This is a genomic window from Chitinibacter sp. ZOR0017, from assembly GCF_000799095.1.
Lineage (GTDB): Bacteria > Pseudomonadota > Gammaproteobacteria > Burkholderiales > Chitinibacteraceae > Chitinibacter > Chitinibacter tainanensis.
The window spans coordinates 69,286-93,367 of the sequence record NZ_JTLG01000004.1 but is presented as its reverse complement, the minus strand read 5'-3'; the positions used below and the strand labels follow the sequence as shown (position 1 = coordinate 93,367).

Sequence of the window (24,082 nt, the reverse complement as noted above, 5' to 3'; positions counted from 1 at the left end):
CTCGCGTTGCGCTAGCGTCGCAACGCTCAAACAGCCGCATCTTAAAACCTTGCCAACCGCCTCCCGAACGGCGCGGTTCCACGGGCGACTCGTGCTAACCACAGCAGGGGTATATCCATGTAAAGCATGAAAATAAAAGATCACAGCAAAATACTGCAGTCAGTATTTGCCGCGCTAGTGAAGTTGAGGCTTGATTTCCCGTGTAGCGAAAACCGCAGCAAGGAGAGAGACAAACGGCTTTTTGTTTGGCTCACGACGCAGCAAGGGCAGCGCGGAGCGCTTTTCGCCCGGGTCGCCTTCTTTTGCTTACTTTTCTTGGCAAAGCAAGAAAAGCAAGTGCCGCGGCGCACAGCCGCCAATGCCGGTGGATTGAAAATTGCAGGCAAAGAAAAACCGCCAAAGATGGCGGTTTTATCATACATCGTAGGGCGGAATGCCTTCGGTGATTACGCCCTGCAGCGCTTAATAACCAAAAGAGCGACCACATTAAGCATAATCACAAGCACGCTTTTCAAGGCTTTGGAGTAACTTATTGCTCATTTGTGAAAAGCTAACCCATGTCATCCCACCAGAAATAATAGCACCAAGAATAGGGATAGCCTTAGAAACGCCCTGCGCAAACTTCTCTTTTGTAAGCTTAACACCTAACCACTTGGCAATTTGTTTAGTCAAATTATAAATACCATACTTAGTAAGGGCCAATTTCGGCAAACGATTAGCTGTTTCTGTAGCTAACATCTCACTTAGCCGATAAAGGACTTTATTTGCCTCTGACGAGCCAAACATCACACCGACAAACAGCGTTAAAACATACAGCGTTTCATCATCAAGCTCTCCGCCTTCTTGAAAAAGCTCTGGCCAATTATGCAGATAAGCAAGCTTTTGAAGAATCACGACAACGTGATAAAAGAACTGAGTTAAGTCAGCAGGTATGGTCGCAGCCATCCACCAACCACCAGGCAAACCTGCCACTGCGGATGCCGACGTAACGCCAGCTCGATGCCATTGAATTGAAGAAAGAGCAATGTCACGAATTATCGAAGGAGGAATCGCAGCATGCTTGACCCCCCTAGTGATAGCCAATTCTACTTGCTGGCTTGGCACGCGCTTTGACAATTCAGTCTTAAGGTATTCAGCTCGATTGATTTTTGCACCTGGGATGTTTAATGCTCCTCGGAGGACATTATTCAAGATCCCAGCAGGGTCGTGATTAGCATCAACAAGATTAGACATACTCTAAACTAAAACAAGTTTACCAACCTGAACTTTACATTTATTCCCTAAAGCAAGAAAGTATAAAGCGGCCAATTGGCCGCTTTATTTTGACTTACCCCACCTTCTTCTTCAACAACTCCAACGCCATTCCCGGATTGGCCTTGCCGCCTGAGCCTTTCATTACTTGGCCGACCAAGGCATTGAGTGCCTTCTCTTTCCCGCTGCGATATTCCTCAATCGCTTTCGGATTGGCCGCGAGGACCGCATCGACAATCGCTTCGATCGCGCCAGTATCGGTTTCTTGTTTCAGGCCGTCGCGCTCGATAATCACATCAGCCGCATCCCCGCTTTCCCACATTTTTTTCAAAACGTCTTTGGCTGTTTTGTTGTTGATGGTGTTGTCCGAAATGCGCTTGATCAAGCCGGCCAGCGCTTCAGCGTTCACTGGGCAGTCACCGATCAATTTCTCTTCACGGTTCAGCGTGGCGGAGATGTCGCCCATGATCCAGTTGGCGGCGAGTTTGGCATCGGCGCCGGCGGCAACGGTGGCTTCGAAGAACGCGGCCAGCTCTTTGCTGGCGGTGAGCGTGCGGGCGTCGTAGGCGGATAGGCCATACTGCTCCGCAAAGCGCGCTTGCATCGCCACTGGCAGCTCGGGCAATTCGCGCTGTACGCGTTCTACCCATTCTTCACTGATCACCAGTGGTGGCAAATCTGGATCAGGGAAGTAGCGGTAGTCGTGCGCGTCTTCTTTGCTGCGCATCATGCGGGTTTCGCCGCTGTCTGGGTCGAACAGAATCGTGGCTTGCTGGATTTTGCGGCCAGATTCGATTTCGTCGATCTGCCATTGCACTTCGTACTTGATGGCCTGCTCGATGAATTTGAACGAGTTCAGGTTTTTAATCTCGCGGCGCGTGCCGAATTCGGCTTGGCCTTCTGGGCGCACCGACACGTTCACGTCGCAGCGGAAGCTGCCTTCCTGCATATTGCCGTCGCAAATGCCGATCCATGTCACCAAGCTATACAGCGCTTTGGCGTAGGCTACGGCTTCGGCGGCTGAGCGCATTTCTGGCTCGGAAACGATTTCGAGCAGCGGCGTGCCTGCGCGGTTCAGGTCGATACCCGAAGCACCATGGAAGTCTTCGTGCACCGATTTACCGGCGTCTTCTTCCAGATGCGCGCGCGTCAGGTTGATGACTTTCTCGTACGGATCGCCCTTGGCAGGCTGCACCTGAATGGTGAGCTGGCCGCCTTCTACCACCGGCAGCTCAAATTGGCTGATCTGATAGCCTTTTGGCAAATCTGGGTAGAAGTAATTTTTACGCGCAAAAATCGATTTGCGGTTTACTTTCGCGCCAATGGCCAAGCCAAACTGAATGGCTTTTTCGACCGCAGCCCGGTTCATCACCGGCAGCGCACCGGGTAGCGCAATATCAACCACCGCAGTTTGCGTGTTCGGCGCCGCGCCAAACGCGGTGCTGGCGGCGGAGAAAATTTTAGATTTGGTGGTGAGCTGGGTATGTACTTCCAGCCCAATAACGACTTCCCATTTCATCGTATACGTCCTTGTGCCGCTTACAGTTGCGGCGCTTTGGTATGCCAATCGGTCACTTGCTGATACTGATGCGCAATGCCCAGCATTTTGGCTTCGCTGAAGTAATTACCAATGATTTGCAAACCAATTGGCAGCCCATTGCTCGCCAGACCCACTGGCACGCTCATGCCCGGCAGACCTGCCAAATTCACGCCCAGCGTGTAGATATCTTCCAGATACACAGCGATTGGGTCGGCGTTTTTCTCGCCGATGTTCCATGCCGTGGTTGGCGTCACTGGCCCCATGATCACGTCGCACTGGGCAAATGCAGCCTGGAAATCATTGGCGATCAGGCGGCGAATTTTTTGCGCCTGCAGGTAATAGGCATCGTAATAGCCGTGGCTGAGTACATACGCGCCGGTCATAATCCGGCGTTTTACCTCGGCGCCAAAACCTTCGGCGCGGGTTTGCTCGTACATCTCGTCCAGGCTGCCGGTTTTGGCGGTGCGGTGGCCGTAGCGCACACCGTCAAAACGCGACAAGTTGCTTGAAGCTTCCGCAGGTGCAATCACGTAATACGCCGGAATCGCGAGCTTGGTATTGGGCAAGCTGATGTCGACAATCGTGGCGCCCAGCGCTTTGTATTGCTCAACCGCCGCATTGATCGCGGCAGCGATTTCAGCGTTTAAACCTTCGGCAAAATACTCGCGTGGCAGGCCGATTTTCAGGCCAGCCAGTGGGGCATTGAGCTCACGGGTGTAGTCTTCTTTGGCATGCTCTAGGCTGGTGGAATCACGCTCATCAAAGCCCGCCATCACATTTAGCATCAGCGCGCAGTCTTCGGCAGTGTGCGCCATCGGGCCACCTTGATCCAGCGAACTGGCGAACGCGACCATACCGTAACGACTAACAATGCCGTAGGTCGGCTTGATACCGGTAATGCCGCAGAACGCAGCCGGTTGGCGAATCGAGCCACCGGTATCGGTGCCCGTGGCCACGGCACTAAAGCCCGCTGCCACGGCCACAGCCGAGCCGCCGGATGAGCCACCCGGTACGGTTTGGGTATTCCATGGGTTTTTCACCGGGCCATAAAAGCTGTTTTCATTTGCCGAGCCCATGGCAAATTCATCCATATTGGCGCGGGCAATCACTACCATGCCGGCAGCGTCGCAGTTTTCGGCCACTTGCGATGAATATGGGGCGATAAAGTTATCCAGCATTTTGCTGCCGCAGCTGGTTTTCCAGCCTTCGTGGCAGAAGATGTCTTTATGAATCAGCGGCACGCCCAGCAGCGGGCGGGTGTCGCCTGCGGCGCGGGCGGCGTCAGCAGCGGCAGCGGCGGCCAGCGCCTTATCGGCATCAATGGTGATCAGGGCATTGAGCGTGCCATTGTGGGCGGCAATGCGCGCCAGGCTCTCGGTAACCAGCGCCACCGAAGTCGTTTGTCCGCTGGCCAGCGCGTCGATCTGTTGTTTCAAAGTTTGCATGGCAATTGATGGCGGCACCGCCTAGGGCGATGCGGCCAGACTCCTTGGAATGAATTACTCGATGACTTTTGGCACCAGATACAGGCCGTTTTCCACACTTGGGGCCACGGCCTGGAAGGCTTCGCGGCGATTGGCAGCGCGGGCTTCGTCGTCACGCAGGCGCAGCATCACGTCCTGGGCGTGGGCCATCGGCTCGATGCCGGTGGTGTCAATCGCGCGCATTTCTTCAATCAAAGTAAAGAGTTGATTCAGTTGGGCCTGGCTGGCAGCCACCTCATCGTCGCTGACCGCAATGCGGGCCAGCCGTGCAATGCGGCGTACATCGTCCTGTGACAAAGACATGGTCGTATTTACCCCGTAAAACCTTCAATAACGTCAACACAATAGGGTATCATATTGGGTTTGTTTCTCCCACCCGCGCTGCGGCGCGTCAAAACGGGGCAACAAAGCGGATTTGCTTGCGATGAAACCAATGCCGCAACGCCATATCCAAGCGCAGACATTCAGGGTATTGATCGGCAAAAGAGCGCCGGCCGGTGCCGCATTTACACCGATTCAGAGATGAGAGATTAGGAATGATTGGATTACTTTCCGGCTATTTCGCCAACGACATTGCCATTGACCTGGGCACGGCAAATACCCTGATCTATATGCAAGGCAAAGGCATTGTGCTGGACGAGCCATCGGTCGTAGCCATTCAGCAAGAAGGCGGCCCATCGGGTAAGAAAACCATCCTCGCCGTGGGCGCGGAAGCCAAAAAAATGCTGGGCCGTACCCCGGGTAATATCACCGCCGTGCGCCCGATGAAAGACGGTGTGATCGCCGACTTCACCATCACCGAGCAAATGCTTAAGCAGTTCATCAAGAAAGTGAACCCGAGCCGGATGTTCTCTTCGCCTCCGCGCATCGTGATTTGTGTGCCTTGCGGCTCAACGCAAGTAGAACGCCGCGCGATTCGTGAATCGGCCCTTGGCGCTGGCGCGCGCAAAGTAGAGCTGATCGAAGAGCCAATGGCTGCTGCGATTGGTGCGGGCCTGCCGGTTGAAGAAGCCACCGGCTCGATGGTGGTGGATATCGGTGGTGGTACCACCGAGGTGGGCGTGATTTCCTTGGGCGGTATTGTGTACGCCAGCAGCGTGCGCGTGGGCGGTGATAAATTTGATGAATCGATCATCAACTACATCCGCCGTAACTACGGCATGCTGATCGGCGAGACCACCGCCGAAGAAATCAAAAAACGCATCGGCTCGGCCTTCCCGGGCGCGGAAGTGCGCGAGATGGAAGTAAAAGGTCGTAACCTCGCCGAAGGGATTCCACGCTCGTTCACGATTTCTTCGAATGAAATCTTGGAAGCGCTAACCGATCCGCTGAACCAGATCGTATCCGCCGTAAAACAGGCGCTGGAGCAAACCCCACCTGAGCTGGGCGCCGACATTGCCGAAAAAGGCATGGTGCTGACCGGCGGTGGCGCATTGCTGCGCGATCTGGATCGCCTGCTGATGGAAGAAACTGGCCTGCCGGTGATCGTGGCCGAAGATCCACTGACTTGCGTTGTTCGCGGCTCAGGCAAAGCGCTGGAGAAGCTGGACAAAGGCAACATCGGCATCTTCACCAACGATTAAGCACTGACATTAGGGTATACACTCAAAGGCCATACACTGTATGGCCTTTTGCCGTATACCCGGGGCAAACATGCAAGCCACTCAACCCACCTTTTTTAAGCAGGGCCCCAAACCGCTGACGCGCGTGCTGATTTTTTCCACGCTCTCGGTGGCTTTACTGGTTGGCGATGCTTATTACCAGATGCTTGCGCGCGTGCGCGAGCAGATTTCGGTTTTGCTCTACCCACTGCAATGGGTGGCCACCGCGCCGGTGAATGCAGCGCTGGAAGCCAGCAGCTTTTTGCAACGGCAAACCGAGCTGATCGCAGAAAACCGGCAATTGAATGATGAGCGCTTGCTCGCCCAAGGCCAAGCCATGCGGCTGAAAGCGCTGGAAGCCGAAAACGCCCATCTGCGCGCACTCAAGCAAGCCAGCGAGCATCAACCGCGGCAAAGTCAGCTTTCCAAAATCCTCTACAACGGTCGCGACCCATTTGGCGCGAAACTGGTAGTGGATCTGGGCGAGCGCGCCGGGGTGAAGGAAGGCCAGATTGCGCTGGATGCCAGCGGTGTGGTCGGCCAGGTGGTGCGGGTGCAGCCGATGACCAGTGAAGTGCGGCTGATTTCCGATCGCGGCCATATGGTGCCAGTGATGGTTGAGCGCAATCAGCTGCGCACAGTGGTGTATGGCTCGGGCCGGCAAAACTTGCTGGAAGTGCGCAATATGCCCCCCAACGCCGACATCAAGGCTGGTGATGTGCTGATTACCTCAGGAATTGATGGCATTTACCCGCCCGGGCTGCCGGTGGCCGTGGTGAGCAAAGTGGAGCGCACCGCAGGCTCGGCCTTTGCACGGATTCAGTGTAAGCCACTGGCCGGTATTGATCAGCATCGCTTTTTACTGCTGATGAATCCACCCGCCACCTTGCCGCCTTACCCCGAAACCAGCCCTACGCCCAAACCAAAGGGACACTAAGCCATGCCGATTAGTCGTCAGATGCTGCGCCCAGTGGGTGGCGGTTTTATCTTTATGTCGTTTATCTGCGCCATGCTGATTAATCTGCTGCCCTGGCAGGTGACTTCAGTCAATTTCGCGCCCGACTTTGTTGCCCTGCTGATTATCTACTGGACGCTGAATCAGCCACGCCGCTTTGGCATTGCCTGGGCGTTTACGCTGGGGCTGCTGATGGATGTGGCCGATGGCAATTTGCTGGGGCAACATGCACTGGCCTATTCGATCATTGCTTACCTGACGCTCTCGCGGCAGCGGCAGATCGCGGTGTTTCCATTCTGGCAGCAAGCGCTGATTGCGCTGGCCCTGCTCTTGCTGGCCCAGTCGATCATGCTGCTGATTCACCTGCTAATGGGCGCGCAATTTATCGGCTGGAGCTATTTTGCCGGTAGTTTGCTGGCGGCTTTTTTGTGGCCGCCGCTCTCGAATCTGATGATCATGTATCAGCGCAAGGACGTGCCGGACGAACTATGACGCACTGCCTGCTTAATGCCCACCATCGGAGTCTGCCATGAGCCGGGTGGTGATGAATCATCATAATGAGCGCAACGCTTTCCAGGTGCGGCTGGCGGTGGCGATTTTGTTTGTGCTGCTGATGTTTTGCGTACTCACTGGCCGTTTTGTCTGGCTGCAGGTCTTGCAGCATGAGCGCTATCTGACGCTGGCCGAGCAAAACCGGATTTCGCTGGTGCCGATTCCGCCCTCGCGCGGGATTATTCGCGACCGCAATGGCGTGGTGCTGGCGCATAATTTCTCGGCCTACACGCTGGAAATTACCCCATCGAAAGTGGGCGACCTCGAAGACACCATCACCCGTCTCAAAGGCATTGTCGAGATCACCGCCAAAGATCGCCGCCGCTTTAAAAAGCTGCAGGAAGAAACCAAAGACTTTGAAACCCTGCCGATCCGCACCAAACTCACCGATGAAGAAGTGGCGCGTTTTGCCGCGCAAAGCTATCGCTTTCCCGGGGTAGAAATCAAAGCACGGCTGTTTCGCCAATATCCGATGGGCGAATCAGCAAGCCACCTGATTGGCTATATCGGCCGTATCAATGATCGCGACCTCAAGCAGCTGGATGAAGATGGGGTACTGCCCAATTACCGCGGCACCGATCACATCGGCAAGCTCGGGATCGAGCAAAGCTACGAAGCGCATTTGCACGGCCAAACCGGCTTTGAGCAGGTGGAAATCGATTCGGGTGGCCGAGCGGTACGCACCCTTAGCCGCACCCCACCACAAACCGGCAAAGACCTGACCCTCGCCGTGGATATGAAGCTGCAGCAGATGGTGGAGCAGCAATTTGCCGGCCGCCGCGGCTCGCTGGTGGCGATTGATCCGGCTACCGGTGGCATTTTGGCCATGGTGTCCCAGCCCGGCTTTGACCCCAATCTGTTTGTTGATGGTATTGACCCGCAAACCTGGACCGAACTCAATACCTCGCTGGATAAGCCCCTACTCAACCGCGCGATTCGCGGTGAATATCCGCCCGGCTCGACCTTTAAGCCCTTTATGGCGATTGCGGCGCTGGAGCTGAATCTGCCGCTGGTGCACCAGACCATCAGCGACCCGGGTTATTTTGTGTATGGCGGCCACCGCTTTAATGATTCGAAAAAAGGCGGCTATGGGTCGATGAACTTTGACCGCTCGATTCCGTATTCGTCAGATACCTATTTCTATCAGCTGGCCGTACAGATGGGGATTGATAACATCGCCAAATCGATGGCGATGCTCGATTTCGGCGTGCCCACCGGCGCCGATCTGCCGGGCGAGCGGCCCGGGATTTTGCCAAGCCCCGAATGGAAGAAAAAACGCTTTAAAAAACCGGCCCAGCAAAAATGGTACTCGGGTGAAACCGTTTCGATCGGGATTGGCCAGGGCTATAACGCCTTCACCCCGATGCAGCTAGCACACGCTACCGCCACCATCGCTAATCGTGGCGTAGTGTTTAAACCGCACGCCGTGTATTCGATGACCGACCCGGCCAGCGGTAAAACCACGCTGGTCGAGCCCAAACCGGTGAAAACCCTGCCGTGGAAACAGGAAAATATCGAGCGGGTGATTCGCGGCATGGAAGGCGTGATGACTGTCGGCACGGGTGCCGGGGTATTCCGCAACGCCCCCTACACCTCGGCGGGTAAAACCGGTACCGCGCAGGTTTTCAGCTTGAAAGGCGCCAAATACAACGCCAACGCGATTAAAGAGCGGCTGCGCGACCACTCATGGTTTATTGCGTTTGCCCCGGTGGATAAGCCCAAAATCGCGCTGGCGGTCATTGTTGAAAATGGCGGCTTCGGTGCGCAAGCTGCCGCGCCGATTGCCCGTAAAGTGCTCGATTATTATCTGACCGGCAAGCTGCCGAGCGATCCAGCCGTCGCCGCGTCGGGCGTGGCCAGCAAAGCAGCTAGCGAAGTGGTCGAGCAGGAAGGAGTAGTACCTCGTGATTAGACATCTTTGGGAACGGATCAAGCGCCCGGTCGATCCTTGGTTATTCCTGTTTATCATGCTGCTGTTTGCGGTATCGAGCGTGGTGCTATATTCCGCCTCGAATCGCGACCTTGAGCGGGTGATGGATAAAGTCACCTTTATGGGTGTCTCGCTGTTTGGCATGTGGTGTATTGCCAATATCAAGCCGCGTATTCTGATGCAGCTGGCACTGCCAGGCTATGCACTGGGGGTATTGTTGCTGTTGGCGGTCGAGTTTTTCGGCATCACCAGTCATGGCGCTACCCGCTGGCTGAATATCGGTATCACCCGCATTCAGCCATCCGAGTTGATGCGACTGGCGCTGCCGCTGATGCTGGCCTGGTATTTCCATCATTTTGAATCGACGTTGAATTGGCGGCATTTTGTCGGCGCGGCGCTGATTATTTTGGTGCCATTTGCGCTGATTCTGAAGCAACCCGATCTGGGTACGGGTCTGTTGATTGCTTCATCGGGCTTTTATGTACTGTTTTTTGCTGGTCTGTCGTGGTATTTCCTCGCCTTTATGAGCGTGGGCATCGGCATTTTTGCCTACATTGTGACGCACTGGAATCTATGCGTGCAGGTGCTGCATGAATACCAGTGCCGCCGCATTGCCACCATGCTCGACCCGATGGCCGACCCACTTGGCGCCGGTTATCACATTATTCAGGGCACAATTGCGATTGGCTCGGGCGGAGCGTTTGGCAAGGGCTGGCTGGCCGGCACACAAACGCATCTGGATTTCATCCCCGAGCGCACTACCGACTTTATCTTCGCCGTGTATGGCGAGGAATTCGGCCTGCTGGGCAACTGCGTTTTGCTGATTTTGTACTTGCTGGTGATTTTCCGCGGGCTGATGATCGCCAATAGCGCCAACACCCTGTTTGGCCGCCTGCTGGCCGGGGCGATTGCGATGAACTTCTTTACCTATGCCCTCGTCAATATGGGCATGGTCTCGGGGATGCTGCCGGTGGTCGGTGTGCCTTTACCACTGATTTCATATGGCGGTACCTCGATGGTTTCGATTCTGGCCACCTTTGGCTTGTTGATGAGCATCCAGCGCGACCGCTCGTTAATGAAAGGCTAAGCGCAAGGACACAGCATGCGACACAGCAGCAAGGGTATTATTCTGGGCTCATTGATTTTGGCGGCCTGCAGCACTACACCCCCACCCAGTACTACCCCAAGCAAACCCGCGCCAACACCCCAGCCTAGCACCGCCCCCACGGGCCCAACGCTCAGCAGCAGCCCATCGCCCTATCGCTGTGAATACAGCCCCAAAACCGGCAATGGCGCGTTTTACAAAGACGATGGCCCGATGAGCGATCTGCCGGCCAATCTGGATTACATCGCCGAGCCTGCGCCCAAGTGGGAGCCGCTGCACAAATGGGCCAATCGCCCCTACACCGTACTCGGGCTGTCGTTTAGCCCACTAGCGGCGCCCGGGCAATTGCAGGAGCAAGGCATCGCCAGCTGGTATGGCCGCAAGTTTCATGGCCAGAAAACCAGCACCGGCGAAGTCTACGATATGTTCCAGATGACGGCGGCTCACCCCACGCTGCCGTTACCGAGCTACGCCCGGGTGACCAATGTGAAAAACGGCCGCAGCGTGATTGTGCGCGTGAATGACCGTGGTCCTTTTCATAAAGGCCGGGTGATGGATTTATCCTTCCTCGCCGCCTGCCGGCTTGGCTATGCCACGCAAGGCAGTGCTGAAGTTCGCGTTGAAAGCCTGCTGCCAGGCGATGCGCCAAGCACCGTGATTGCCGCGGCGCAAGTACCAGCGGCCACGCCGGCGCCAGCCAGCCCGAATCAGCCACGCCCGATCCCGGTAGCAGATCAGGGGGGGGGCGTGTATGTACAGTTAGGAGCGTTTAGCTCGTTGCAAAATGCCGATAACTTCAAAGCGCACCTGGCGCGCGAGCTGGATCGCGATACCGACAAACTGGTGATCCAGAGCGATGGCAAATTGCACCGGGTGAAATTAGGCCCTTATCGCAACCGCGACGCCGCGCTGGCGGCCATTGCGCAAATCACTGGTGATAAAAACCTGCAGGCCGTGGTCGCGCGCTAGTAAGCCAGCACACCCAATCTTGCGCAGATACCCAACCCCAGTATCATCATGGCAATATTGATTTGATTAGAATCTAGCTACATACCCCTAGCGCAAACCCGGATGGTCGCGCTGGGGTTTATCCAGCCAGTAGCCCTGCACCTGATCAACGCCAAATTCCACCAGCATTTTGAAAATCGCTTCGTTCTCGACGAATTCGGCAATCGTCGTTTTGCCCAGATCATGGGCAATGCTCACCATCCCGCGCACGAACACCTGGCTGTCGTGGTCGTTTTGCAAGTCGCGAATAAACAGCCCATCAATTTTCAGCACGTCGGCCTTCAATTGCTTCAGATAGGCAAACGAGGCAAAACCCACCCCGAAGTCATCCAGACACACCACACACCCCGTGGCGCGCAGCGCATCAATAAAGCGCTGGGCATCGGTCATATCCGACACCGCAGAGGTTTCGGTCAGCTCCACCAGCAAGCGCTTGGGCTGCACGCGATATTGTTTGAGCAGATTATCGATATAAGCCGGCAGCTCAGGGTCATCAAACGAACGGCCCGAGACATTCACCGCAATGGATGGGCAGGATGGGAAATTAGCCAGCTGCTGGATCACTTTATGAATTACCCAGCGGTCCAGCTCCAGAATCTTGCCGCTTTTCTCCGCATGCGGGATGAAATGCCCCGGCATAATCACGCCGCCAGGCGAATCGGCATCTTTCATCCGCACCAGCGCTTCCAGATGCGCCAGTGATTTGTCATGGCAGTGATAAATACCCTGAAAATGCAGCTCGAAGCCATCGTGCTCCAGCGCATCCATAATCCGCTCTTTCCACGATAGCCGCGTCAGCTCATTGCGCGAATGATCGGCATCGGGGTGATACAGCCGCCACGTACCCTTGCCGGCGGCCTTGGCCTGATACATGGCCGAATCGGCATGCGCGACCAGGTCTTCGGCATTGTCGGCATGCAGCGGATACAGCGCCACCCCCACCGAGGTGCGTGGGCGAATCATGTGCGTGCCGGTATTAAACTGGATTTGCGCAATTGAGCTCACAATCCGCTCGGCCAGCTTGCTGACTTCAAATTCGCCACTTTCCGGCAACAAGACGGCAAATTCATCCCCGCCCAGCCGCGAGAGCACTTCATGCCGGCGCACCTGCTTGCTGATTTCGCGGGCAATGCTCTTCAGTAGCTCATCACCCACCGCATGGCCAAAGCTATCGTTCACATGCTTGAATTCGTCCAGATCAAAGAAGATCAGCGCCATCGATTGCTGACGGCGATCCGCTTCGGACACCATCCGCTCCAGCTCCTGCTGGAAGCGGTGGCGGTTATACAAGCCAGTGAGCGCATCGCGCTCGGCCAGATTGACCATATGCTCGGCTAGCGCGCGCTGCTGGGTGACGTCTTCGTACACCCACATCCGCCCATTGGTTTCGCCTTTCGGGTCGAGTACGCGGTAGCAGTTTTGCACCACGATGCGGCCATCATTCATGGTGATCTCGCCAAAATCGACGCGATCTTCCATCAGCGACAGCTCTTCCAGATAAATCGACAAAATATCGCCCAGCGCCGGACGATTATCGGCCTGTTGCAAGACCTGCCCCACTGGCCGGTGACTAAGCAATTCGGCACTGGAAATGCCCCACAACTCGCAGAAAGCCGGGTTAAAAAACACCACCCGGTTATCGTTATCGAGGAACAACACCCCAAAGCGCATCGCCGCCAGCAGTGCCATCATCCGCGCCCGTTCGCTCTCGGCGCGCTGCAGATAGCTTTGCCCCAGCGACTGAATCTGCCGCAGCTCAACCACCGCTTTGCGTAGGGCCAGGCGGTCGTCTTTCATGTCGGAGTTATCGCGCAAACTGGCACGTAGGCCCTGATATTGGCCTTGATTATCAAACAGCGGCAGCCAGCTGGCCGAAGCCCAGAACAGCGCGCCATCGCGGCGCACGGCGCGGAATTCATAATCTTGCTGCATCGATTGCTCAAGCAGCGCCTGCCGCAGCGCCCCATCCAGCCGCGCGCGCTCTTCGGGCGTGGCCAGCGACAGTGGAAAATCAGGCAGCAGATGACATTCATTCACCGAATAACCCGTCAGGCGCTCAACCGAAGCATTCACCCACACCAGCTTACCTTCGGGGTTGAGCCACAGCTCGGCACTATAGGTATGGTCGGCAATGGCGTGAAACTTGGCCTCGGATTGCGACAAGGCATACACGCGATCGCGAATGACCCGCGCCATTTCATTAAAACGGCGGGTAATTTGCGCGACTTCATCATTGCCTTGCGGCTCGGCCAGTGCCTCGAAATGCCCTTGGCTGGCGGTCTCGGCCGCGCTCAGAATGCGATACAAATGCCGGGTTAGCCACACGCCAAGCATGGTCATCAAAATCACCGTGGCCAGCAAGCCCACGGCCAGCCCGAGCGCACTTTGCCAGATCAGCCGGCGCGCGGCATCGTGCATGATGACATTGGAAATCCCGAAGCGCAGTTCGGCTAGCGCCTCGCCGCCCTGTTCGATGCGGGTGGCGGCATGGGTAATCACGGTATCGCTTTGCGCACCGACCGAGCTGGTATTGGGTTTGGGTAAGGGCTGCGAGACATCCCAGCCCCGCGCGGCGATGATCTGCTGGCGACTATCCAGCAGCACCAGATAATCAATCCCTTCGGTCGAGCGAATCCCATCGAGCAGATCGCTGGCTTTGGCCAGATCGCCGCTGGCCATCGGGGCGGTAAAGGCGGCGCTCAATAGCCGCGATAATTCCTGCACGCGCACTTCGCTCACCTGGTGCACCATCTCGGTCCAGATGCGGGAAGTATTGAGCAGCAGCACCAGCAATAATGCGGCTTGCACCAGAATACTGGCGGCAATCAGCCGGCTGCGCAGCGAAGAGAAAAACGGGCGGACAAGCATAGTCTTGAGCTTACTATCAGTTCGCCGCTGCGCACTAGAAAAGCCGTTGATCGGCGTAAAAAACGCTGCAGTTCTGCGGGTTTTCACCCGCAAGGGCTGCAGCGCAGCCGGGATTAGCGGCTCAGCAGTTTCACAAATACTTTCGAGCGGCGCTGGTAGTTATACAGCTGCTTTTTCTCGATCGGCAAATCATCCACCGCGGCCTGCTTAAAGCCGCGCTCGACAAACCAGTGGCTGGTGCGCGTGGTGAGGGCAAAGAGTTTTTCCATGCCCATGCCGCGCGCCTGCTGCTCCACGTGGCGCAAAAGATCGGCGCCGCGGTCTTCATCGCGGTAATCCGGGTGGATGACCAAGCAGGCGAGCTCGGCCATTTTGCTTTCCAGAAACGGATGAATCGCCACAATGCCGATGATCTTGCCATCGTGCTCCAGCACCGAATAGCGATGGACTTCGCGCTCGAGCAATTCGCGCCCGCGCTTCACCAGCACGCCCTGATCTTCCAGTGGCTCGATCAGCGCCAGCATCCCGCCGATGTCATCGATGGTGGCGTGGCGCAGGGTTTCGAGCGAGGCGCGCGAAATCATGGTGCCGATCCCATCGTGGGTAAACAGCTCCATCAACAGGCTGCCATCCACATGGTGCGTGATCAGATGCGCCCGCTTTACGCCATAGCGCACTGCGCGAATCGCACAGGGCAGATACAGCCGCACGTCTTCGTTGACCTCGGGGTGATCCTGCAAAAACTGCTCGGCCTCGATGGCGGTGAGCTCGGTTTGCAGCTCGCCTTCGTCATTCACAACGCCTTGCTGGCCAAACATAAACAGTAGTTTGTCGGCTTTGAGCGCAATGGCGGTGCTGGTGGCGACATCTTCCAGCGTTAAGTTAAAAATTTCGCCAGTGGGCGAATAGCCAATGGTTGATAGCAGCACCATTTCGCCATCATCCAGCCGGTAATTGATGGCCGTGGTATCGACCTTGCGCACCTCGCCGGTGTACTGCAGATCAATGCCATCGCGCACGCCCATCGGCTGGGCGGTCACAAAATTGCCGGCCGAAACGCGAATATCGGCATTGGCCATCGGCGAATTGGCCAAACCCATCGACAGCCAGGATTCGATTTCCACCCGCACATGGCCGGCAGCCTGAATCACGCATTCCAGCGCCTGGCTGTCGGTCACCCGCACCCCGTGGTGATATTGCGGCGCCAGACCACGCTCGGCCATGCGCGCCTCAATTTGCGGCCGGGCGCCATGCACCACAATCAGCCGCACCCCCAGACTGGTTAGCAGGTTGATATCGTGCGTCAGCGTGGCAAATTTGCCATCACGCACCACCTCACCGCCCAGCGCCAGCACAAAGGTTCGCCCACGAAAGGCGTGGATATAAGGTGCGGCCTGCCGAAACCACTGTACGAAATCTTGCATTGATCTAGCCTTTTGCCCCTTGGGGCAAGCAAACACTGGCCAATCGGGGTATATCGCCCCGATCAAATATTATTAATGCCTAGCTGGCAATACCCACCATTAGTATGCGCCGTGTCCACTGACCACCGTGCGGATGGTTTTGCAGACAATCGCGATGTCATACCACAGATTCCAGTTTTTCACATACCACGCATCCAGCGCTACCCGCTCGGCATAGGTGGTGTCATTCCGACCGGATACTTGCCACAAACCGGTCAGGCCCGGGCGCGCTTCAAGATAAAAATCTACTTTATCGCCGTAGCGCTCGAGCTCGGCGGCGATCACCGGCCGAGGGCCAACCAGACTCATTTCGCCTTTCAGCACATTCCATAATTGGGGAATCTCATCCAGGCTGGTTTTGCGCAAAAACGCCCCGATGCGGGTGATGCGCGGGTCGTTTTTCAGTTTGAAATCTTTATCCCATTCAGCCCGTGCCGCTGGGTCGGTGGCCAGCAAACGCTCTAACACTTCCTGACTGTTGTGCACCATGGTGCGAAATTTCCAGCACTTAAACGGCACGCCATTCATGCCGATCCGCTCGTGGCCAAAAAACACCGAGCCCGGCCCGCCCTCTTGCTTCACCCGATACAGCACATACAACAACAGTGGCGACAGCAACAACAGCCCCACGCTGGCGCCAAAGAGATCAAAGGCCCGCTTCAGCCGGATTAAAGGCTTCACCATCAGATTATTGCGCACCCGCAGCAGCAGCACTTCATGGCTAAAGAAGTGATGCGGCACCACGCCAAACAGCGGCAATCCGGCAATCGGCGGAATAATGTGGATGTCTTTGTAGCGCAGCGATAATTGCTCCACCTGGCTACTGAGCTGTTGCAGCTCATCCTGATTCACCGCCACCACCACATGCGGGCGGCCATTGGCGGCGAGCCACGGCAGTAATTCTTCGCGCGCAAGCTTCACCACCGGCAAGCGTTCGTCGCCAAACACCAGTTCATCCTCAGCAGCGGCCTCGGTAGACACAAAGGCCTGTACGCTAAAGCCCAGCGTGGGCTCGGAATGCATGGCGCGATAGGCGTCTTGCGCATTCACCCCTGCGCCGATAATCACCGTCGGTAATTGCCACAGCCCGGCGCGCAGCAGCGCGCGTTTAACCAGATGGCGGCAATACGGCAACAGCACCAGCGCCAGCCCCCACGACACCGGCCACAAAAACCGCGACACAGTAAATTTGCCCAGCAGCACCAGCATGCCATTGAGCAAGGCCGCCAGCAGTAAGGCGCGCAGTACTTCCAATAGCTCATCCCAGAACGGCAGGCGCAGGCTGTAATGCCCGCGCCACCAGAAGCTGGCCACCGTGATCAGCGCCAAGCCCAGAAACGCCAGCCCCTGCTGCTGGCCTTCCCACACCCACCACAGCTCCATGCTGGCGCCGATGCGGTGATAACGGAACAGCCACAACAGCAGCATCGCCAGCCCGAATGACAAGGCCAAGGCGGCAAAATCGGCCAGCGCGAGCCAGGGCTTGGCCCGCTCGGCGTGCAGGTGTTTTTCTTCTTGCATCATGGTGTTTCCTGCCCCTGCGGGGGAATGCCGTAAGCGGCGTACAGATCATTCATCATCCGGCGCAAAGAGTAATGCGCCTGCGCAAACTCACGCGCAGCATCGCCCAGCTGTGCGCGTGCCTCGGCATCGGCCACCAGACGGCGCAGCGTCTGGCTAAATTCGTCAGCAGTATTGACCAAATAGCCGTTGGCGCCGTTTTGCACCAGATCGCGGTTGCCCACGACATTGGTCGCCAGCACCGGCAGGCCGGCCGCCATGGCTTCGATCACCGCCACGGGTAAACCTTCCCAACGACTGGTTTGCAGGTAAATGTCCAGCTGCGCCAGCTCGCGCAGCGCCACAGCGCGCTCGCACCAGCCCAGCACCTGCACCCCTGCAGCGCGCAGCGACGCTTCGCCACTGGCATCGCCACCACCCACCCAGACAAAATCAACCGGCAAATCGCGACATTGCGCTGCAATTTCGGCAAACAGCTCGGGATTACGCGCCAACGTCACCCGCCCCACCGTGCCGATACGCAGCCGTGCGCCCCCCGGGCGTGCGGGGCTGATCAGCGCCAGATCGATGGCGTTATTCACCACCCGTACATTCGGGCTAAGGTGGGTGCGGATTTCCTCTGCTTCGGAGGGCGAGCATGCCAGAAACGTCACCGGCACCCCAGCCAGGATTTTCTCAATCCCCAGAAAAATACTATTTTTCAGGCGCCCTTCGGCCCGCTGCAAAAACGACAAACCATGCGGCGAGAAAAACCAGCGCGGCCCGCCCGGCTCGGCCCACAAGAGGCTCACCAGTCGGCCAATCGCGCCAGCTTTGCTTGAATGCAGATGTACGACCTCAGGCTGCAAATCCCGCAGCCAGCGATACAGCGCCCGCCCGGCCCGAAAATCATTCAGCGGATGGATTGCGCGCTGCATCGGCAGATGAATACAGGCCACTGCGCTGGCAAATAGCGTGCGCCAATTAGCCGGTGTTTCTTCGCGCACCGAATGGATCACCGTCACTGCATGCCCATCGGCCGCTTGCTGGTTGGCCATGGCCGACACCATCGACAGCGTACCGGCGCCAAAAGATTCAACCACATGCACGATCCGGCTCATTGCATATCCTCCGCCGCAGGCCGCGGCGCGCGGCGCAAACGGGCTTTGAGCTTAAAGGCCAGCTCATACGGTAAGGCCAGTAGCGCCAGCGTGCGGGCGATGCCCGCCAGCGCGGCCGGGCTGCCATCAAAATAGCGTCGCTGCAGCTTTAATCTCGACTGCAGCTGAATGCGCCGCTTACCCAGCGAAATACCGTTCGGATCGAGTTCGTAGCGAATTAAAACATCCGGTAAATTGGCCACCTGGTACTGCCGTGCTAGCGCCCAAAACAGCGCGTAATCTTCAGCCGCCGGCACATCCAGCGGATACCAGCCCACCGCCTCGGCGGCGCTTAACTGAAACAGCACGCTAGGGTGAATGTAGGCCGAGTTTTTCTTCATGTAGCGCAAAATCTCGGCATGACTACACGGATGGCGTAACACAAACTGCTCAACCCCCGCCTGATCGACGAAGCTAGCGGCGCCCCCCACCAATACCACCCCTGGGTGTTGCTCTACAAACGAGAGCTGGCGAGCGATACGATCAGATACATTGCAATCGCCACAATCCAGCCGCGCAATCCACGCATAGCCACGCGCCTTGGCCCACTGCAGGCCGGCATTCAGCGCCCCTTCAATTCCCTTGTTTTGCGCGAGGGATAAAATGCGTAAAGTACCTTGACCGGTAAACGCGGCCTGGGCCGCGGCACGGTCTAGCGGCGCTTTAACACTGCCATCATCCACCACCAACACATCGCAAGGCTCATTGGGCCCGATGCTGGCTAGCGATTGGGCCAGGCCAGCCGGATTATTGTAATGCGGGATCAGCAGCAAGACCGGCTGCGACGGTTTAATCTGTTCGTCCATTAGCTTTCCAGCACGGCAAACGCCGGGTGGTAAATAATCTCGCCTTGCGCCTGTTGCGAGCCAAAGGCGCGCGAGAGCACATACTCGGGCGGAATCCCAGCCGAAGTCAGGGCCGGGTCGGCGCTAAAACCAAAGCGCTGATAGTAGCCAGGCTCGCCCACCAGCACACAGCCTGTCGCCCCCATGGCTTGCAATTCATGCAACACGGCCTGCATCAACTGCTGGCCAATGCCCTGCCCTTGCAGCGCCGGCAGTACGGCCAACGGCGCAATGCCGTACCAGCCCTCAGCACTCATCGGCAACTGCACCGGCGAGGCACACACCAGCCCGCACAGCTGCTCACCCTGCCAGGCACATAGTGCCACGCTCAGGCCGCCCTGCTCGCGCAAGGCCTCCACCAGTCGATATTCCTGATTTTGGCTATGAGGGTGCTGGGCAAAGGCCGCTTGCAATACAGCCGTGATGGCCGCGGCATCGGCGGCCGTTGCCGCCCGGATGGTCAATTCCATTTCCCCACTCCCAACAAGCGCTTCAGCCGCCGCGCCACCGTTAAAGGCAGCAGATACGAGGCACCAGCCTTAGCCAGCTTCAGTGCCGAGCGTGGCTGCCAGTCAAAATACCGCCACAGCAATTTCAGCCGCTGGCATTGTTGCAAGCGGCGTTTGCTCATCGAAATACCGGCATCGTTGTATTCGCTGCGGGTCAGCACTTCGGGCAAATTGGCCGTTTGATAGCGGGCAACAAACTGCCAGAACCAGGCAAAATCTTCCGCCGCTTTGCAGTCGGTGGGATACAGGCCCAGCTCACGCACACCCGCCATGCGAAACATCACGGTCGGATGGGTAAAGGCATTATCGTCATGCATTTGCTGCACGATCTGGGCATGGCTTTGCGGCTGATGGATGGTAAAGCGATCACCGCTGGCATCAAAAAAAGTCACCGCGCTGCCCAGCAGATACACCGCGGGCTGCGCATCCAGAAATGCGGCTTGCTTGGCAAAGCGATCGGGCGCAACCACATCATCGCAATCAAGCCGGGCGCCATATTCATAGCCGGCAGCCAGCATGGCTTCCAGCCCGGTATTCAGGGCATATTCAATGCCGCAATTATGCGGTAAATAGTAAAACTTCAGCTCGCCCTGCGCGCGAAATGCCGCGCGTGCGGCTGCTTCATCCAGCGGCGCACGGGTGCTGCCATCATCCACAATCACCACATCCAGCGCTTCATCCGGCCCAATCGAGGCCAAAGAGGCGCACAGGCCGGCCGGATTATTAAAATGCGGAATCAGTAAGGCCACACGATTCATTGCGAGGTTCTCGTACTGGCCAGCAAACTAGCCCAGCGGGCCAGAATCTGGCTTTGGGCATAGTGCTGCGCCCGTTTAAACAGGAAATTTTGCAAGACCAGCGCCCGCTCTTGCTGGCGCTCGATCAACTCGGCCAGCGCAGCGCCCGTGGCGTCAGCCACCACAAAATCGCTGCGCCGATCGCCAAATAGCTCGTACACGCCGCCGGCATTGGTACTGGCCACCAGCACCCCCATCGGCATGGCTTCGAGCACCACCAGCGGACAGCCCTCAAAACTGGAAGTCAGCAGCAGCACATCGGCCTGCGCCAGATAGGCGGCGACATCGGCCTGGCGCCCGGCAAAATGAATCTGCGCCCCCAGCTGACGTTCGGCCACCTGTGCCGCCAGCTCGGCTTGCATTGGGCCGTCGCCAACAATGGTCAGCGTGGCGGCGATGCCGCGCAGATTGAGCGCGCTCAGGGTATCTAGCCACAGCTGTGGCTGTTTTTCTTCGGCAATGCGCCCCACAAACAATAGCCGCAGCGGCGCGCCTGGCGCCCGTGCTTGCCAGTGCGGCCAGTCTTGCTCGGCATCGACAAAATTGGGCAAGACCTGCCAGCCGGCGCGCGGTGGCGTTTCCAGCCAGCGGGCCAATGAGGTCCGCGCATGCTCAGACACAAATACCAGCTCCGCCAGGCGGCGATACACCCACTGGCAGGCATGCCGGTGCACCGGGTTCATCCGCGCGAACTGATCCAATTCAAACAGCGGGCCATGCACCCAGCCAATCACCCGCTTGCCCAAACCAAAGCTGGCGGCGTAGGCCATATACAGCGGCAGCAAAAAGGAGCCGGCCAGCACCACATCGTGCCCACGCACAATCTGCCGCACCGCGCGCCAGCCCCGCCACCACGTCTGCGGGCGCAAAGGCTGCCATTGCGTGGAAACATCAACCACCTTGACCTGCTTAATCCGCTCGCGCCATAAATTGCTACTGCCCCCGAGCAGTACCAGCGTCACCTCAAAGCCCAAGGCGTACAACCCCTCGCCCACCAGCACGGCGCAACGCTCAACGCCACCCAAGCCTAAATCTCGCAGCAAAATCGCAACGCGTGGTTTAGCCATTTTTTAGCACCTGCCACAGCCGGTCGGACATCACCAAGCGCGCGGCTTGCTTCAACACGCGTGGGCGTTCGGCTTGGGGCGGCGGCATCTGCAATGCCAGCCGCAGTACCGCTGGCGCATCCAGCAGGCTCACCCCGCGGCTACGCTGCAGCGTATCCAGCCACCATTCGCCCAAGGCGCCACGGCTTTCGGGGCGTAAGGCCAGCAGCTGGCGGAAGAAATCGCACATCCAGCGCCATTCGGCATGATTCAGTAAACGGCTCGGCTCTGCCAGCTTGGCAAACTCGGCAGCCAGCGGCTGCAAAGCCACCGGTAGGGCGTGGCCAGCGTAGTCTTCGCGCACACGCTGCGCGGTAATCAGCAAGGCGGCTTTTTTGGCCTGCGTGACTTGCCCACGATGGGTGCGATACTGCAGCAGCACTTGCGGTACATTGCCAAAGCGCACGCTGGGCTGCCGGGCAAGCTGGCACCACAGGGCATAGTCTTCGGCATGCGGCGCATCGGCTGGGTATGGATGCGCTTTCAATAAGCTCGTGCGCGCCAAAATACTCGGGTGAGCCAGCGGGGTGTTAAACAGCAAAGCCAAACGGATCTGCGCATCGGTCACGGGCGTATGCCACTCGCCGCGCCGCTCGCCAATAAAGCCAACCCAGCTGCCGCACACATCCAGCTGCCACTGCGCACAATAACCCAGCTGCACCGCCAGCCGTTCTGGCCGGCACAGATCATCGGCATCAATACGGGCAATCCATTCCCCGCGCGCGGCGGCAATCCCCTCGTTCAGGCTGGCAATCAGGCCACGATTTTCGCGGGTAATCACCCGAAAGCGGCTATCGCGCTCCGCGGCCGCCAGCAAAATCGCCAGGGTGGCATCGCTTGAGCCATCATCAATGGCCACACACTCCCAGTGGGTATAGGTCTGAGCAGTAATACTATCAATGGTTTGCTGCAGATACTCTGCCGAGTTAAAACACGGCAATACAAAAGACACCAGCGGATTCATGCTTGCCCCTCTACCACGGCAGCTTGGCGCACGCGAGCCATCACTTGCCGCGCCCGCCAGAAAAAGGTCAGGGTAATAAAGCCTTCAACCAGCAACACCGACTGCGCCGCCCGCAGGCCGGCTTGCGTCGCACCGGGCACCAGCGCGCACATCAGCGCCACGTTCAGCACCCCGGCAGCAATCAGTACACGGCTAAAGTAGCGCTCTTCGCCAAACACCAACAAGGTTTGCTGACCAAACACCAGCGACACCGCCCCTAATAGCACCACCGGGGCAAACCACCACATAATCAGTTGCGAGTCGCCCAGCGCCACTAGGGCGCGGGTGAGGCCCGATTGCGCGCCCAGCCACTCTTGTGCCAGCGGGGTAAACAGCGGCAAAAACAGCGCCAGCGCCAGCGTCATCGCCAGCCCAACGCCGCCTTGCACCCATAGTGATTTGCGAATCAGCCTTAGCGCCGCTGGCGGCTCATGCGCCGCCAGCTGGGCAATGCGCGGGTACATGCCCTGTACAAACGGGCCAATCAACCCCTGCGCGATATACACCAGCTTGCTGGCAGCGGCGAATAACCCCACCTGCAGCGGCGCGGCAAACATCCCCAGTAGTACAGTGGTTGAAGTGGTGTAGAGGCTAGTAGACACTGCCGAGAGAAAAAACGGCCAGCTCAGCTTTAATACCTGACGTATCTCGCTCAAGGGCACGATCTGCAAGGCTGGGCGAGCAATACCCCACCCGGTAGCCCACCACAGCAAACCCGCCAGCATTTGCGGTGTGGCCTGCAAAATCACGGCCAGCGCGACATCGTCAGGGCTATTGACCCAATACAGCAAAAAGCCCAGCGTCAGTGCGCGGGCCAACACCATCAGGCCGGAAGCCAGCTGCAGTTTTTCAAAACCTTGGAAATACCAGAGCGGAAACAGCACCGCGCTCGCCACATACAGCTGGCTCCAGAAAAACACCTCGGCATGGGCGCGCCAGCTATCCAGCCCCAGCGTAAGTGCGAACAAGAGCAAGCACGAGGCCAGCATCAGCAGCAGCTTGGCCCAGGTGACCCGCCAGAAAATCCGCGCCGCCGCCTGCGGATCATGCCGCGCTTGCGCGACTTCGCGCACCGCCGAGAGATTAAAGCCAAAGTCGGTCAGCAACACGCCATATTGCACGCAGGCAAAGGCAAAGTTCATCACGCCAAAGCCTTCGCTCCCCAGCTGCACCAGCAGAAAAGGGAAGGTCACGAAGGACACGACGTAATTGAGACCCTGTACCAGATACAGAGCCAGAATATTCGATCTTAAACGGGCAGCGCTCACCCACACACCTCAAGGCCAATCTCGCACCGGCGAGTGCCGCCATTTTACGCGCTTTCGCAAGCTGGCCTGTAACAGTATGCGCACGGCGGCGGGCTGAAAAATGCCCCTGATCAAACCGGCACGCAGCGTAGGAGCGC

21 protein-coding genes are annotated in these 24,082 nt (G+C 57.7%); 7 read left to right on the top strand and 14 right to left on the bottom strand.

From position 1 onward, the window contains the following. Window positions 1–126: 126 nt before the first annotated feature. Window positions 127–528, top strand: coding sequence for a hypothetical protein (locus tag L991_RS17135; protein WP_156128942.1), 402 nt, complete (start codon window positions 127–129; stop codon window positions 526–528). Here the strand turns inward: L991_RS17135 and L991_RS01350 are convergent. The 4 genes from L991_RS01350 to gatC form a co-directional block, all read right to left on the bottom strand. Then, entirely contained in the window at window positions 487–1,233 is a 747-nt protein-coding gene (locus tag L991_RS01350; RefSeq protein WP_052190480.1) for a hypothetical protein, read from the bottom strand. The two genes, L991_RS17135 and L991_RS01350, sit on opposite strands and share 42 nt — an antisense overlap. Window positions 1,234–1,327: 94 nt before the next feature. Further along, a complete protein-coding gene (gatB, locus tag L991_RS01345) occupies window positions 1,328–2,770 on the bottom strand; it encodes an Asp-tRNA(Asn)/Glu-tRNA(Gln) amidotransferase subunit GatB (protein ID WP_047391303.1) in 1,443 nt (480 codons plus the stop codon). Between the two features lie 20 nt (window positions 2,771–2,790). Then, window positions 2,791–4,242, bottom strand: coding sequence for an Asp-tRNA(Asn)/Glu-tRNA(Gln) amidotransferase subunit GatA (gene gatA / locus L991_RS01340; RefSeq protein WP_156128943.1), 1,452 nt, complete (start codon window positions 4,240–4,242; stop codon window positions 2,791–2,793). Between the two features lie 48 nt (window positions 4,243–4,290). Beyond that, window positions 4,291–4,578 (bottom strand): Asp-tRNA(Asn)/Glu-tRNA(Gln) amidotransferase subunit GatC, encoded by a 288-nt coding sequence (gatC, locus tag L991_RS01335; protein WP_028450321.1) that lies wholly within the window; start codon window positions 4,576–4,578, stop codon window positions 4,291–4,293. 233 nt (window positions 4,579–4,811) lie between these two features. Between gatC and L991_RS01330 the strand changes: the two genes are divergently transcribed. The 6 genes from L991_RS01330 (at window position 4,812) to L991_RS01305 (ending at window position 11,387) form a co-directional block, all read left to right on the top strand. Continuing rightward, window positions 4,812–5,858 (top strand): rod shape-determining protein, encoded by a 1,047-nt coding sequence (locus L991_RS01330; RefSeq protein WP_028450322.1) that lies wholly within the window; start codon window positions 4,812–4,814, stop codon window positions 5,856–5,858. A 70-nt stretch (window positions 5,859–5,928) separates the two neighbouring features. Beyond that, entirely contained in the window at window positions 5,929–6,813 is an 885-nt protein-coding gene (gene mreC, locus L991_RS01325; RefSeq protein WP_028450323.1) for a rod shape-determining protein MreC, read from the top strand. 3 nt (window positions 6,814–6,816) lie between these two features. After that, window positions 6,817–7,323, top strand: coding sequence for a rod shape-determining protein MreD (gene mreD / locus L991_RS01320; protein WP_047391297.1), 507 nt, complete (start codon window positions 6,817–6,819; stop codon window positions 7,321–7,323). A gap of 37 nt (window positions 7,324–7,360) precedes the next feature. Beyond that, window positions 7,361–9,295: a penicillin-binding protein 2 gene (gene mrdA, locus L991_RS01315; RefSeq protein ID WP_052190478.1), complete on the top strand. Its 1,935-nt coding sequence runs from the start codon at window positions 7,361–7,363 to the stop codon at window positions 9,293–9,295. Beyond that, the gene (rodA, locus tag L991_RS01310) at window positions 9,288–10,400 is read left to right on the top strand and encodes a rod shape-determining protein RodA (RefSeq protein WP_028450325.1); all 1,113 of its coding nucleotides are present in this window, start codon (window positions 9,288–9,290) and stop codon (window positions 10,398–10,400) included. Before mrdA ends, rodA begins: the two co-directional genes overlap by 8 nt. Before the next feature lie 15 nt (window positions 10,401–10,415). After that, entirely contained in the window at window positions 10,416–11,387 is a 972-nt protein-coding gene (locus L991_RS01305) for a septal ring lytic transglycosylase RlpA family protein (RefSeq protein WP_052190477.1), read from the top strand. A gap of 87 nt (window positions 11,388–11,474) precedes the next feature. Here the strand turns inward: L991_RS01305 and L991_RS01300 are convergent, their stop codons facing one another. From L991_RS01300 to L991_RS01255, 10 genes are all read right to left on the bottom strand, one after another. Next, window positions 11,475–14,294, bottom strand: coding sequence for a bifunctional diguanylate cyclase/phosphodiesterase (locus L991_RS01300; RefSeq protein ID WP_034619723.1), 2,820 nt, complete (start codon window positions 14,292–14,294; stop codon window positions 11,475–11,477). A 113-nt stretch (window positions 14,295–14,407) separates the two neighbouring features. Continuing rightward, the gene (argA, locus tag L991_RS01295) at window positions 14,408–15,718 is read right to left on the bottom strand and encodes an amino-acid N-acetyltransferase (RefSeq protein ID WP_028450327.1); all 1,311 of its coding nucleotides are present in this window, start codon (window positions 15,716–15,718) and stop codon (window positions 14,408–14,410) included. Between the two features lie 99 nt (window positions 15,719–15,817). Beyond that, entirely contained in the window at window positions 15,818–17,281 is a 1,464-nt protein-coding gene (gene wbaP, locus L991_RS01290; RefSeq protein ID WP_028450328.1) for an undecaprenyl-phosphate galactose phosphotransferase WbaP, read from the bottom strand. Continuing rightward, the gene (locus tag L991_RS01285; protein ID WP_052190476.1) at window positions 17,278–18,378 is read right to left on the bottom strand and encodes a glycosyltransferase; all 1,101 of its coding nucleotides are present in this window, start codon (window positions 18,376–18,378) and stop codon (window positions 17,278–17,280) included. The genes wbaP and L991_RS01285 overlap by 4 nt, the downstream gene beginning before the upstream one ends. After that, on the bottom strand, window positions 18,375–19,223 hold the full coding sequence (locus L991_RS01280; RefSeq protein ID WP_047391294.1) for a glycosyltransferase: 849 nt from the start codon (window positions 19,221–19,223) through the stop codon (window positions 18,375–18,377). Before L991_RS01280 ends, L991_RS01285 begins: the two co-directional genes overlap by 4 nt. Then, window positions 19,223–19,732 (bottom strand): GNAT family N-acetyltransferase, encoded by a 510-nt coding sequence (locus tag L991_RS01275; RefSeq protein WP_047391292.1) that lies wholly within the window; start codon window positions 19,730–19,732, stop codon window positions 19,223–19,225. Before L991_RS01275 ends, L991_RS01280 begins: the two co-directional genes overlap by 1 nt. Continuing rightward, window positions 19,723–20,529, bottom strand: coding sequence for a glycosyltransferase (locus L991_RS01270; RefSeq protein WP_047391289.1), 807 nt, complete (start codon window positions 20,527–20,529; stop codon window positions 19,723–19,725). Before L991_RS01270 ends, L991_RS01275 begins: the two co-directional genes overlap by 10 nt. Then, a complete protein-coding gene (locus L991_RS01265) occupies window positions 20,526–21,635 on the bottom strand; it encodes a glycosyltransferase (RefSeq protein WP_047391287.1) in 1,110 nt (369 codons plus the stop codon). The genes L991_RS01270 and L991_RS01265 overlap by 4 nt, the downstream gene beginning before the upstream one ends. Further along, the gene (locus tag L991_RS01260; protein ID WP_052190475.1) at window positions 21,628–22,638 is read right to left on the bottom strand and encodes a glycosyltransferase family 2 protein; all 1,011 of its coding nucleotides are present in this window, start codon (window positions 22,636–22,638) and stop codon (window positions 21,628–21,630) included. The genes L991_RS01265 and L991_RS01260 overlap by 8 nt, the downstream gene beginning before the upstream one ends. Then, a complete protein-coding gene (locus L991_RS01255) occupies window positions 22,635–23,945 on the bottom strand; it encodes an oligosaccharide flippase family protein (RefSeq protein WP_197053755.1) in 1,311 nt (436 codons plus the stop codon). The genes L991_RS01260 and L991_RS01255 overlap by 4 nt, the downstream gene beginning before the upstream one ends. Window positions 23,946–24,082 lie beyond the last annotated feature (137 nt).